Consider the following 12,221-nt stretch of genomic DNA (forward strand, 5'->3'; position numbering starts at 1 on the left):
GGCCTGGCCGCGCGCCTGCCGCGCGCCATGCAGGGCCAGTTGCGCAGCCAGCGCCAGCAACTGGGCGCGCTGGCTGCGCAACTGCAGATCGTCAGCCCGCTGGCCACCCTCGGCCGCGGCTACAGCATCCTCCTCGACGAGCGCGGTCAGGCCGTGCGCAGCGCCGCCCAGACTCGCCCGGGGCAACGCCTCAAGGCCCGCCTGGGCGAGGGCGAACTGGATGTGCGGGTCGAGGACAACCATATTCAACCGGCGACGCTGTCGCTGCTCGATTGACCTTTTGCCGGGTGGATCAGCGACGCGCGCCGATCCACCCCAGGGATAGCCGCATGCGCCTGATCGCGTTCCTTCTGTTCACCGCCTTCGCCCTGCCCGCGCAGGCCGAAGGCTTTATCACCCGCCTGCTGAACAAGCCGGTGCCCGGCGGCGTCGCCGTGCTCGATCTCGGCGACGCCGCCAGCGCGCCAAAGGTGCGCTACCAGGACAAGCCGGTGCTGACCATCCGCGAGGACGGCCAGCGCTGGATCGCCATAGTCGGCATCCCGCTGACGGTCAAACCCGGCGCCCAGCAGCTGGCAGTCGACGGCCGGCCACACAGCTTCCAGGTCGGCGCCAAGCACTATCGCGAACAGCGCATCAACATCAAGAACCAACAGCAGGTCAGCCCCAACGCCGAGAATCTCAAACGCATCGAGCGCGAACTGGCTGAGCAGACCCGCGCCTACCAGCGCTTCAGCGCGCGCCAGCCGAGCAACCTGCTGTTCGACCGACCGGTCAACGGCCCGTTGTCCAGCCCCTTCGGCCTGCGCCGCTTCTTCAACGGCGAGGAGCGCAACCCGCACTCGGGCCTGGATTTCGCCGCCAATCGCGGCACGTCGATCAAGGCGCCGGCGGCCGGCGAGGTGATCCTGATCGGCGACTACTTCTTCAACGGCAAGACGGTGTTCCTCGACCACGGGCAGGGTCTGATCAGCATGTTCTGCCACCTGTCGGAGATCGACGTGAAGCTCGGCGAGGAGATCGCCCGCGGCGGCCATATCGGCAAGGTCGGCGCCACCGGCCGCGCCACCGGGCCGCACCTGCACTGGAACGTCAGCCTCAACGACGCACGGGTCGACCCGGCGATCTTTATCGGCGCCTTCACCCCCTGATCGGCGCGAGCAGGCCGTTGAAAAACGTAGGCGAGGCAGGCAAGACAAGGCAAAAACGGCCGAAACGCAGCGTAGCGCAGTAACAGCCGTAGGCTGGCCCCGAAGGGGTGAGCGCAGCGAATCAAAAGCGGAGTTTACGAGCTGTAAATGAGCATTTTGACTGGGCTCGCACGCGAGGCCGTTTTTAACGCTGGATTGCCAACGCAGGTAGTTTTTCAACAGCCTGCTAATGCCGGGCGATCCGCTCCAGGGCATGGATCTCGTCGATCAGGCAGGGCTCGGCAAAGCCACCCTGGTCATGCACCAGGATGTGATCCAGCGGAGTCAGCATGCCGAGGGTGGTGCGGTAGCTGAGCAGGCTGGAGAAGTTCAGGTTGTTGCAGGGCCGGGTGAAACTCACCAGATAGGCCCGCCCCGGGCCGCGGCCGAACAGCAGGTGCTGCTTGTCCAGGTACTGCCAGCCGTCGAGGTCGTGGCGCAACACGCTGCGCAGCGACTCGCCCTGGCGATAGCCGAGCTGCTGCAGGCGTTCGTCCAGCGGCAGCGCTTCCGGCGCCGGCCGCTGCGCACAGGCGCCGAGCGCCAAGGCAAGGGACAAGGCGATGAGTGCGCTGAATCTGGCCATGACATGCCTCCTCCCGGCCGAGACGCCGGATTCTCGCGGGGCCGTCGCGTTCGGCGCAACCAGGCCCCAGGCCAGTTACCAGACTACGCCTGATGGGGCCGCCGCGCAGCCTCGGCCTGCCGGACAACGCGCCAGGCAATACCTCACGCGATAACGCCAGATACCGGCAATAAAATCTCGCCATCCAATGCCATACGCAACAAAACGGCGTTTTTCACAGCCAGCTTGCCATCTTTACCCTCGCGCATTAGGGTTGGCCTCATGAACGACGCCCATACCCTCATTCTCCAGCGACAGCACGCCTGCCTGCGTCTGGTCAGCCCGCGACTGCGTGGCTGAATCCGCTCGCCGCCCCCCCTTTCGCTGCCGCTCCAAGGATTTCGCCATGACCATGCTCAAAGACCCGTCGCAGAAGTACCGTCCCTTCACCCAGATCCAGTTGCCCGACCGCACCTGGCCGGACAAGATCATCGACCGCGCGCCGATCTGGCTGTCCACCGACCTGCGCGACGGCAACCAGTCGCTGATCGAGCCGATGGATGCCGAGAAGAAGATGCGCTTCTTCAAGTGCCTGGTGGGCGTGGGCCTGAAGGAAATCGAAGTGGGCTTCCCCTCCGCCTCGCAGACCGACTTCGACTTCGTCCGCGAGCTGATCGAAGGCGGCCACATTCCCGACGACGTCACCATCCAGGTGCTGACCCAAGCGCGCGACGACCTTATCGAACGCACCTTCGAGTCGCTCAAGGGCGCCAAGCGCGCCATCGTCCACTACTACAACGCCTGCGCGCCGAGCTTCCGCAAGATCGTCTTCAACCAGGACAAGGCCGGGGTCAAGGCCATCGCCGTGGCCGCCGGCCAGACCATCAAGCGCCTGGCTGCCGCGCAGCCGGAGACCCAGTGGGGCTTCGAGTATTCGCCCGAGGTGTTCAGCTCGACCGAGACCGATTTCGCCGTCGAGGTGTGTAACGCGGTGATCGCGGTGTTCCAGCCGACCCCGGCCAGCAAACTGATCCTCAACCTGCCGGCCACCGTCGAGTGCGCCACGCCGAACAACTACGCCGACCAGATCGAATGGTTCGGCCGCCATATCGACCGCCGTGACAGCGTGCTGATCAGCGTGCACACCCATAACGACCGCGGCACCGGCGTCGCCGCCTCGGAGCTGGCGGTGATGGCCGGCGCCGACCGCGTCGAGGGCTGCCTGTTCGGCAACGGCGAGCGCACCGGCAACGTCTGCCTGGTGACCCTGGCGCTGAACCTCTACACCCAAGGCGTCGACCCGCAGCTGGACTTCTCCGACATCGACGCGGTGCGCAAGGTGGTCGAGGACTGCAACCAGATTCCGGTGCACCCGCGCCACCCCTATGCCGGCGACCTGGTGCATACCGCCTTCTCCGGCTCGCACCAGGATGCGATCCGCAAGGGCTTCGCCCAGCAGCAGGCCGATGCGGTCTGGGAAGTGCCCTACCTGCCGATCGACCCGGCCGATATCGGCCGCGACTACGAGGCGGTGATCCGGGTCAACAGCCAGTCCGGCAAGGGCGGCATCGCCTTCCTGCTCGAACAGGAATACGGCATCAACCTGCCGCGGCGCATGCAGATCGAGTTCAGCCAGGTGGTGCAGCGCGAGACCGACCGCCTCGGCCTGGAAATGACCGCGGCGCAGATCTACCAGCTGCTGGAGTCCGAGTACCTGCAGGCCAGTGCGCCCTACGCCCTGAAAGGCCACCGCCTGCAGGAAGAGAACGGCACCAGCGCGGTCGACGTGGAAGTGCTCAGCGCTGGCGAAAGCCAGCACTGGCGCGGCATCGGCAAGGGCCCGCTGGAGGCTCTGGTGGCCGGCCTGCCGGTGGCCGTGGAGATCATGGACTACAGCGAGCACGCCATCGGCGCCGGCACCAATGCCAAGGCCGCGGCCTATATCGAGCTGCGCGTCAATGGCGGCCGCGCCCTGCACGGCATCGGCATCGACGAGAACCTGACCACGGCCAGCTTCCGCGCCCTGTTCAGCGCGCTGAACCGCGCCCTGAGCCAGGCCGAGGCACAGGCCGCCTGATCGCGCCAGAAGCAAGACGAACAACGCCGGGCACTGCCCGGCGTTTTTTCTTACCAGTAGCCCGGATGCAATCCGGGGCGGCGCTGGACGTCATCACACTGCTCCCGGATTGCATCCGGGCTACTTGAGTGCGAAATCGTCGGCATCCAGATGCGCCGGGAAGCGTTCGCGGTAGGCGGCCAGTTCGCCGGCATTGAGGGTCACGCGAAACACCCCGTCGCCGGCCTCGGCCGCCAGCAGCGGCTCGCCCTGAAAATCCAGCACCTGCGAGTCACCGGCATAGGCATGGCCCTTGCCATCCTCGCCGATGCGGTTCACCGCCGTGACGTAGCACAGGTTCTCGATGGCCCGCGCCGGCAGCAGGCGGTTCCAGTGCAGGCGCCGCGCCGCCGGCCAGTTGGCTGTGTAGAGCAGCAGGTCGGTGCCGCCGGCATCGCGGCTCCACACCGGGAAACGCAGGTCGTAGCAGATCAGCGGACGCACCCGCCAGCCCTTCAATTCCAGCAGCACCTGCTCGGTGCCGGCGGCGTAATGCTTGTGCTCACCGGCCATGCGAAACAGATGGCGCTTGTCGTAGTGCGCCAGCGAGCCGTCCGGACGCGCCCAGAGCAGGCGGTTGCGGTAGCTGCCGTCGGCGGCCTGGATGATCAGGCTGCCGCAGATCGTCGCGCCGAGGGTACGCGCCTGTTCGCGCAGCCAGCTGGTGGTCGGGCCGTCCTCGGGTTCGGCCAGGGCGGCGGACTCCATGGAAAAGCCGGTGGAGAACATCTCCGGCAGTATCACCAGGTCGGCGCCGCGCGCCTGCGCCAGCAGCGCCTGGAAATGCGCGCGGTTGGCGGCCGGGTCGTGCCAGGCCAGGCGGGTCTGGACCAGCGCCAGTGCGAGATCGGGTTTGTCGTTCATCTCAAGGCCTCGATAGCCGTGGCGGCGGATGCCCCGAAGGCTTGTCCGCCATTGCAATTGCCAGGTGGACCAGGCTTGGCCATGCCCACCCTACGCACGTCTAGACCGCGCAGAGCTTTTCCGCGGCCTGGCGCAGGGTGTCCTCGCGCTTGGCGAAGCAGAAGCGCACCAGACGCAGGTCCGCCGGCGGGCTCTGGTAGAACACCGATACCGGAATCGCCGCCACGCCGTGCTCGCGGGTCAGCCATTCGGCCATGGCCACGTCGTCAAGCTCGGGGCGAATCGCCGAGTAGTCGACCAGCTGGAAATAGGTGCCGGGGGCGCGGCGGAAGCTGAAGCGCGAACCGGCCAGCAGGTCGCAGAACAGGTCGCGCTTGGCCTGGTAGAAGGCCGGCAACTGCTCGACATGCTCGGGACAGGCGGCCATAAAGTCGGCCAGCGCGTGCTGCAGCGGGGTCACCCCGCAGAAGTTCACGTACTGGTGGATCTTGCGCAGTTCGGCGGTGAGCGCCGGCGGTGCCACCACGTAGCCGGTCTTCCAGCCGGTGACGTGGTAGGTCTTGCCGAAGGAGCTGACCACGAAGGCGCGAGCATAGAGTTCTTCGTGGGCCAGCACACTGGCATGGCGCACGCCGTCGTAGATCAGGTGCTCGTAGACCTCGTCGCTGACGATATGGATGTCGCGGCCGCGAATCAGTGCGGCCAGGCGGTCCAGGTCGGCGCGGGTGAGCAGCGCGCCGCTGGGATTGTGCGGCGAGTTGAGGAAGATCAGCCGGGTGCGCGGGGTGATGGCATCGGCCAGGCGCTGCCAGTCCACGGCGAAGTCCGGCAACGCCAGCGGCACGTGCACGCAGCGCCCGCCGGCCAGCTCCACCGAGGGCTCGTAGCTGTCGTAGCAGGGGTCGAGGACGATGGCCTCGTCGCCCGGATGGATCAGCGCCTGCACCGCGCAGAAGATCGCCTCGGTGGCGCCGGGGGTGATGGTGATCTCGCTGTCGACATCGCGCTGCACGCCGTAGCTGCGGGCGATCTTGGCCGCCACCTGCTGACGCAGCGCCGGCAGGCCGGTCATCGGGCAGTACTGGTTGCGCCCCTCCAGCACATGGCGCGCCACCGCCTCGCGCAGCGCCTGCGGGCCGTCGAAGTCGGGAAAGCCCTGGGACAGGTTGAGCGCGCCGACGTCCGCGGCGAGCTGGGACATGCGGGTGAAGATGGTGGTGCCGACGTTGGGCAGTTTGCTGGCGAGCATCGCGACTTCCTGCGGGGGCTTGAGCAAGCCGCGAGGATAGCCGATGCCCGGTGCCAAGGGCAGCAGCAGGGCTTATGAAAAGCGGGAAGAAGCTTATGCCCTGCCCGCCGCCAAGCGGCGGCGGGCAGGGCGGCGGCGCTTACTTGCGCTTGTCCTTGCGCTTCTTCTCGGCCTTCTTGTGGTGGCTCATCAGGCGGCGCTTCTTGTTCACCTGACGGTCGGTGAGGGTGTTCTTGTTGCCCTCGTAGGGGTTCTCGCCGCCCTTGTACTCGATGCGGATCGGCGTGCCGACCAGCTTGAGCACGCGGCGGTAGGTGTTCTCCAGGTAACGGGTATAGGCGCGCGGCACCGCGTCGACCTGGTTGCCGTGGATCACGATCAGCGGCGGGTTGGCGCCGCCGAGGTGGGCATAGCGCAGCTTGATGCGGCGGCCGTTGACCAGGGGCGGCGCATGGTCGCTGACGGCATCCTCGAGAATCTGCGTCAGGCGGCTGGTCGGCCAGCGGGCGATGGCCGACTGGAACGAGGCCTGCACCGACTTGTACAGGTGGCCGACGCCGGTGCCGTGCAGCGCCGAGATGAAGTGGATATCGGCGAAGTCGACGAAGAACAGCCGGCGCTCCAGCTCGGTCTTGACGTAATCCTTCTGCCCCTGGTCCATGCCGTCCCACTTGTTCAAGGCGATGACCAGCGCGCGGCCGCTTTCCAGGACGAAGCCGAGCAGGTTGAGGTCGTGGTCGACCACCCCTTCGCGGGCGTCCATGACGAACACCACCACGTTGGAGTCCTGAATCGCCTGCAGCGTCTTGACCACCGAGAACTTTTCCACCGCCTCGAAGATCTTGCCGCGGCGGCGCACGCCGGCGGTGTCGATCAGGGTGTACTTCTCGTCGTCGCGCTCGAAGGGGATATAGATGCTGTCGCGCGTGGTGCCGGCCTGGTCGTAGACGATGACCCGCTCTTCGCCGAGCATGCGGTTGACCAGGGTCGACTTGCCGACGTTGGGCCGGCCGATGATGGCCAGCTTGATGCCGTCCTTCTCGCTCGGCCCGGGAATGCGCTTGGCCTCCTGGCCTTGCTGCACCTCTTCCTCTTCGCCGCCCTCTTCCGGCTCGCCGGCATCCTTGGGGAAGGCGCCGAGCACGGCTTCGAGCATCTGGGTGATGCCGCGACCATGGGCGCTGGCGATCGCCAGCGGCTCGCCCAGGCCCATGGGGCTGAACTCGGCGCGGGCCAGGTCGACGTCGAGGTTGTCGACCTTGTTCACCACCAGGAAGCTCTGCTTGTTACGCCGGCGCAGGTGCTCACCGATCATCTGGTCGGAGGCGGTCATGCCGGCGCGCGCGTCCACCAGGAACAGCACGGCATCGGCCTCTTCGATGGCCTGCAGCGACTGTTCGGCCATCTTCGCGTCGATGCCTTCCTCGTCACCGGAGATACCGCCGGTGTCGATCACGATATAGGTGCGCCCCTGCCACTTCGCCTCGCCGTACTGGCGGTCGCGGGTCAGACCGGAGAGGTCGCCGACTATGGCGTCGCGGCTGCGGGTCAGGCGGTTGAAGAGCGTGGACTTGCCGACATTGGGCCGGCCCACCAGGGCTATTACGGGAACCATCAGGCTCTCCACTAGGTTATTTCATAAAATGCAAAGGCCGCTGCACGGGCAGCGGCCGGAATGTTTCAGGCTGCCGCCAGGATCACCTGGCAGCATAGCCGGTTCACTTGATGGTCAGCGCCACCAGCTTGCCGCCGTTACCGAAGGCATACAGCCAGTCGCCCACCACCAGCGGACGGGCGCGCAGGCCGGCGCTGTCGATGCGCTCGCGACCGACGAAGCGGCCGTCCACCTGGCTCAGCAGGTGCAGGTAGCCTTCCAGGTCGCCAACCGCGACGTAGCTGGAGAACACCTCGGGCGCCGACAGCTGGCGACGGGCCAGGGCATCGTTGCTCCACAGCGCCGAGGCGCTGCGCTCGTCGATGCCTTCCACGGCGCCGTTGGCCAGGCTGACATAGACGTTGCCGAAGCCCTGCGCCACGTTCACCGAACTGGACGCCTCGCGCTGCCAGAGTATGCGGCCGCTCTCCAGGTCCAGCGCGGCGACGCGGCCCTGGTAGCTCACGGCATAGACGGTGCCGCCGGACTGCAGCAGGCCGCCGTCGATATCCACCACTCGCTCCAGCTCGGAACGGCCCTGGGGAATGGCCACGCGCTGCTCCCACACCGGCAGGCCGCGCTGGGCATCCACCGCGATCACCTTGCCGCTGGACAGACCGGCCACCACCAGGCGGTTGGTCACCAGCGGGCTACCGGTGCCGCGCAGGGTCAGCACCGCCGGGGTGTTCTCGAAGATCCAGCGCTGGCTGCCGGTATCGGCGTCGAAGGCGATCAGGCGGTCGTCCTGGGTCTGCACCACGACCACGTCGCCGTTGCTCGCCGGGGCCGCCAGCACTTCGCTGGTCACCCGCGAACGCCACTGCTCCTCACCGGAGCTGGCATCCAGGGCGATCACCTCGCCCTTCAGCGTGCCCAGCAGCACCTGGCCGTAGCCGGCGCCGACCGCGCCGGATACCGGAATGTCCAGTTTCTTGCGCCAGATCACCTTGCCGCTCATGCGGTCCAGGGCCATAACCAGGCCTTCGACGTCGGCGGCGTAGATCACCTCGCCGTCGATGGCCGGCACCAGCATGTTGAAGGTCTCGCCCTGGCCTTCGCCAATGGAGCGGCTCCACTCGGTGCGCAGTTCGACTTCCTCGTCGAACTTGGTCAGTTCGGCCGGCGGCAGTTCCTTCTTGCTATTGCTGCTGCAACCCACGGCCAGTACGGCCAGGGCCAGCAGTGCGGCATTCTTCCAACGCATCACGTCACGCATCCCCTTTTGCCAGGTCGTCCAGCTTCATCTGCAGGCCACCGACGGCGGCGTCCTCGGCCAGGGCCGCCTTGGCCTTCTGGTAAGCGGCATGCGCCTCGTCGGTACGCCCCAGCTGCACCAGCAGGTCGCCCCTGAGCTCTTCGCGGCTGGCCAGGAAGGCCGTATCGGCTTCGCCGGCGAGCAGCGCCAGGGCCTCCTCGGCCTTGTCCTGCGCGGCCAGCACGCGGGCCAGGCGCTGCCGCGCCAGTTCGCCCAGGGTGGCATCGGCCGGCTTGTCGAGCACGCCCTGCAGCGCCGCCGCGGCGTCGTCCAGCTTGCCCGCCTCGACCGCCACCTTGGCGACGAACAGGCTGCCGTACTGCGCGTAGTGGCTGCCGGCATATTCGTTGTTGAGCTTACCGGCCAGCTCGGCGACCTTCGCCGCGTCGGGCTCGCCAGCCGGGTTCAGCGCGGTCTCCAGCAGTTGCTGGTAGATCTGCGAGGCGCCCTGCGCCTGGTTGCTCTGGTACTTCTGCCAGCCCTGCCAGCCGAACACCACCACCAGGGCCAGCACGCCGCCGGTCAGCAAGGGTTTGCCGTTGCGCTGCCACCAGTCCTTGATGACCGCCAGCTCTTCTTCATCGGTACGCGAAACCACCCCAATACTCCTATCGCTCGACCCCATGACAGGTCGTTGAGAAAACTACCTGTTAAATACGGGCTGCCAGGTGTTCGGCCAGGGCCGCCCAGGCAATGTTCTGTTGTTCGCTGTCGTCGCGCAGCGGCTTGCAACCTACCACTTGCCGGGCCAGTTCGTCTTCACCCATGACCAGGGCGTACAGCGCGCCGCTCTTGTCGGCCTTCTTCAACTGGCTCTTGAAGCTGCCGCCGCCGGCGTTGAGCTGCAGACGCAGCCCCGGCAATTGATCGCGCAGGCGCTCGGCCAGGGCCAGGGCGGCCAGTTCGGCCGGCTCGCCGAAGGCGCACAGGTACAGGTCGACCTGGCGGGCAATCTCCGCCGGCACCTGGTCCAGGGTCTCGATCAGCAGCACCAGACGCTCGATGCCCATGGCGAAGCCCACGCCCGGCGTCGGCTTGCCGCCCATCTGCTCGACCAGGCCGTCGTAGCGGCCGCCGGCGCAGACGGTGCCCTGGGCGCCGAGCTTGTCGGTGACCCACTCGAACACGGTCTTGCTGTAGTAGTCGAGGCCGCGCACCAGCTTGGGATTGATCACGTAGGGAATTCCGGCGGCGTCGAGACGGGCCTTCAGCCCCTCGAAATGCACGCGCGATTCCTCGTCCAAATAGTCCGCCAGCTTCGGTGCGTCGACCAGCAGGGCCTGGGTCTCGGCCACCTTGGAATCGAGGATGCGCAGCGGATTGCTGGCCAGACGGCGGCGGCTGTCCTCGTCGAGCCGCTCGGCGCGTGCCGAAAGGTAATCGACCAGGGCGTCGCGGTAACGTGCGCGCGCCTCGCTGGTGCCCAGGCTGTTGAGTTCCAGGGTCACCGCGTCGCGGATGCCGAGCAGGCCCCACAGGCGCCAGGTGAGCACGATCAGCTCGGCATCGATGTCCGGGCCGTCGATATTGAAGACCTCCACGCCGATCTGGTGGAACTGCCGGTAGCGCCCCTTCTGCGGGCGCTCGTGGCGGAACATCGGGCCGATGTACCAGAGCTTCTGGGTCTGACCACCGCCGGCCAGGCCATGCTCGAGCACGGCGCGCACGCAGGCCGCGGTGCCTTCCGGACGCAGGGTCAGGGAGTCGCCGTTGCGGTCCTCGAAGGTGTACATCTCCTTCTCGACGATATCGGTGACCTCGCCGATGGAGCGCTTGAACAGTTCGGTGAACTCGACGATGGGCATGCGGATCTGGCGGTAGCCGTAGCCGTCCAGCAGGCTCGCCACGCGGCCTTCGAAGTAGCGCCAGAGCGGGGTCTGCTCGGGCAGGATGTCGTTCATGCCACGAATGGCTTGCAGGGTCTTGCTCACAGGAAATCCTTAACGCCGCGTCAGCCGCGGACGATCACGGCCGCATCGGCGGCGGCCTTCTCGGCCGCCTTGTCGCGAATGAGCCGTTCCAGCTCATCCACCAGATTGTCATTGGTCAGTTTCGAGGCAGGCTTGCCGTCGATATAGACCAGGTTGTTCGGCGTACCGCCGGTCAGGCCGATATGCGCTTCCTTGGCTTCGCCGGGGCCGTTGACCACGCAGCCGATCACCGCCACGTCCAGCGGCACCAGCAGGTCCTCGACGCGGCTTTCCAGCTCGTTCATGGTCTTGACCACATCGAAGTTCTGCCGCGAGCAGCTCGGGCAGGCGATGAAGTTGATCCCACGCGAACGCAGGCGCAGCGACTTGAGGATGTCGAATCCGACCTTGATCTCCTCCACCGGATCGGCGGCCAGGGAGATGCGGATGGTGTCGCCGATGCCCTCGGCCAGCAGCATGCCCAGGCCCACGGCCGACTTCACCGTGCCGGAGCGCAGACCGCCGGCCTCGGTGATGCCCAGGTGCAGCGGCTGCTCGATCTGCTGGGCCAACAGCCGATAGGCGGCGACGGCCATGAACACGTCGCTGGCCTTCACGCTGACCTTGAAGTCGGGGAAGTTCAGCCGATCCAGGTGCTCGACGTGGCGCAGCGCGGATTCCACCAGCGCCTCGGGGGTGGGTTCGCCGTATTTCTTTTGCAGGTCCTTTTCCAGCGAGCCGGCGTTGACCCCGATGCGGATCGGGATGCCCTTGTCGCGGGCAGCCTCGACCACCGCCCGGACCCGATCCTCGCGGCCGATATTGCCCGGATTGATGCGCAGACAGTCGACGCCCAGCTCGGCCACCCGCAGGGCGATCTGGTAGTCGAAGTGGATGTCGGCAACCAGCGGTACGCGCACCTGCTGCTTGATCTTGCCGAAGGCCTCGGCGGCGTCCATGTCCGGCACCGAGACGCGCACTATGTCGGCGCCGGCGTCTTCCAGGCGACGGATCTGCGCCACGGTGGCGGCCACGTCGTTGGTGTCGGTGTTGGTCATGCTCTGCACCGCGATCGGCGCATCGCCGCCCACCGGTACCGAGCCGACCCAGATCTTGCGCGACAGTCGGCGCTTGATCGGCGATTCGCAATGCATGCTTACAACCCCAGCTTCAGGCGCGCGGTCTCGCCCGTGATAAAAGGCGAAACGTCGACCGCCTCGCCGTTGTAACTGACCTGGGCGCCACGGGCGAAGCCCAGGCGCAGCTCCATGGGCGCCTTGCCGGTCAACTCGATACGCTCGCCGCTGCGCTTGAGCGCGCTGACCAGCACCTTGCCGTCGGCATCGGTGACCTGGGTCCAGCAATCGGCGCTGAACTGCACGCTGAGCGCGCCCTGCCCGGCGGCCAGCGCAACCGGT

Annotated in this window: 12 protein-coding genes; 3 read left to right on the forward strand and 9 right to left on the reverse strand. The window is 66.9% G+C overall.

Features of this window, described 5'->3' with window-relative positions:
- Window positions 1-276: exodeoxyribonuclease VII large subunit (locus N878_RS01485; protein ID WP_031302558.1), on the forward strand; the 276-nt coding region annotated here is incomplete at its 5' end.
- Window positions 277-329: 53 nt separating this feature from the next.
- Window positions 330-1,151: a M23 family metallopeptidase gene (locus N878_RS01490; protein WP_021441910.1), complete on the forward strand. Its 822-nt coding sequence runs from the start codon at window positions 330-332 to the stop codon at window positions 1,149-1,151.
- Window positions 1,152-1,377: 226 nt separating this feature from the next.
- On the opposite strand, the gene N878_RS01495 is transcribed toward N878_RS01490, so the two are convergent.
- On the reverse strand, window positions 1,378-1,776 hold the full coding sequence (locus N878_RS01495; protein WP_021441911.1) for a DUF6491 family protein: 399 nt from the start codon (window positions 1,774-1,776) through the stop codon (window positions 1,378-1,380).
- A 385-nt stretch (window positions 1,777-2,161) separates the two neighbouring features.
- Here N878_RS01495 and leuA point away from each other — a divergent pair, with 385 nt between their 5' ends.
- On the forward strand, window positions 2,162-3,832 hold the full coding sequence (gene leuA / locus N878_RS01500; protein ID WP_021441912.1) for a 2-isopropylmalate synthase: 1,671 nt from the start codon (window positions 2,162-2,164) through the stop codon (window positions 3,830-3,832).
- A 120-nt stretch (window positions 3,833-3,952) separates the two neighbouring features.
- Here leuA and N878_RS01505 read toward each other — a convergent pair whose 3' ends face one another.
- From N878_RS01505 to N878_RS01540, 8 genes are all read right to left on the reverse strand, one after another.
- On the reverse strand, window positions 3,953-4,735 hold the full coding sequence (locus tag N878_RS01505) for an amidohydrolase (RefSeq protein WP_021441913.1): 783 nt from the start codon (window positions 4,733-4,735) through the stop codon (window positions 3,953-3,955).
- A gap of 100 nt (window positions 4,736-4,835) precedes the next feature.
- Window positions 4,836-5,984, reverse strand: coding sequence for a pyridoxal phosphate-dependent aminotransferase (locus tag N878_RS01510; protein WP_021441914.1), 1,149 nt, complete (start codon window positions 5,982-5,984; stop codon window positions 4,836-4,838).
- A gap of 139 nt (window positions 5,985-6,123) precedes the next feature.
- Window positions 6,124-7,599 carry a ribosome biogenesis GTPase Der gene (gene der / locus N878_RS01515; protein ID WP_031302559.1) on the reverse strand — a complete coding sequence of 492 codons (1,476 nt, stop codon included), beginning with the start codon at window positions 7,597-7,599 and terminating at the stop codon, window positions 6,124-6,126.
- A gap of 103 nt (window positions 7,600-7,702) precedes the next feature.
- On the reverse strand, window positions 7,703-8,854 hold the full coding sequence (gene bamB / locus N878_RS01520) for an outer membrane protein assembly factor BamB (protein WP_021441916.1): 1,152 nt from the start codon (window positions 8,852-8,854) through the stop codon (window positions 7,703-7,705).
- On the reverse strand, window positions 8,847-9,491 hold the full coding sequence (locus N878_RS01525) for a tetratricopeptide repeat protein (RefSeq protein ID WP_021441917.1): 645 nt from the start codon (window positions 9,489-9,491) through the stop codon (window positions 8,847-8,849). The genes bamB and N878_RS01525 overlap by 8 nt, the downstream gene beginning before the upstream one ends.
- Window positions 9,492-9,543: 52 nt before the next feature.
- A complete protein-coding gene (hisS, locus tag N878_RS01530) occupies window positions 9,544-10,824 on the reverse strand; it encodes a histidine--tRNA ligase (RefSeq protein WP_021441918.1) in 1,281 nt (426 codons plus the stop codon).
- Between the two features lie 20 nt (window positions 10,825-10,844).
- The gene (gene ispG / locus N878_RS01535; protein WP_021441919.1) at window positions 10,845-11,957 is read right to left on the reverse strand and encodes a flavodoxin-dependent (E)-4-hydroxy-3-methylbut-2-enyl-diphosphate synthase; all 1,113 of its coding nucleotides are present in this window, start codon (window positions 11,955-11,957) and stop codon (window positions 10,845-10,847) included.
- A gap of 2 nt (window positions 11,958-11,959) precedes the next feature.
- Window positions 11,960-12,221, reverse strand: a 262-nt coding sequence (locus tag N878_RS01540; protein ID WP_021441920.1) for a RodZ domain-containing protein, incomplete at its 5' end; no start/stop codon positions are given.

The organism is Pseudomonas sp. EGD-AK9 (assembly GCF_000465935.2).
In the GTDB taxonomy this organism is placed as follows: Bacteria; Pseudomonadota; Gammaproteobacteria; order Pseudomonadales; family Pseudomonadaceae; genus Aquipseudomonas.

What these genes read in the sequence shown, in the direction of transcription:
- N878_RS01490 (WP_021441910.1), top strand. Translation starts at nt 330, where the DNA reads ATGCGCCTGATCGCGTTCCTTCTGTTCACCGCCTTCGCCCTGCCCGCG.
- N878_RS01495 (WP_021441911.1), bottom strand. Translation starts at nt 1,776, where the DNA reads ATGGCCAGATTCAGCGCACTCATCGCCTTGTCCCTTGCCTTGGCGCTC.
- leuA (WP_021441912.1), top strand. Translation starts at nt 2,162, where the DNA reads ATGACCATGCTCAAAGACCCGTCGCAGAAGTACCGTCCCTTCACCCAG.
- N878_RS01505 (WP_021441913.1), bottom strand. Translation starts at nt 4,735, where the DNA reads ATGAACGACAAACCCGATCTCGCACTGGCGCTGGTCCAGACCCGCCTG.
- N878_RS01510 (WP_021441914.1), bottom strand. Translation starts at nt 5,984, where the DNA reads ATGCTCGCCAGCAAACTGCCCAACGTCGGCACCACCATCTTCACCCGC.
- der (WP_031302559.1), bottom strand. Translation starts at nt 7,599, where the DNA reads ATGGTTCCCGTAATAGCCCTGGTGGGCCGGCCCAATGTCGGCAAGTCC.
- bamB (WP_021441916.1), bottom strand. Translation starts at nt 8,854, where the DNA reads ATGCGTGACGTGATGCGTTGGAAGAATGCCGCACTGCTGGCCCTGGCC.
- ispG (WP_021441919.1), bottom strand. Translation starts at nt 11,957, where the DNA reads ATGCATTGCGAATCGCCGATCAAGCGCCGACTGTCGCGCAAGATCTGG.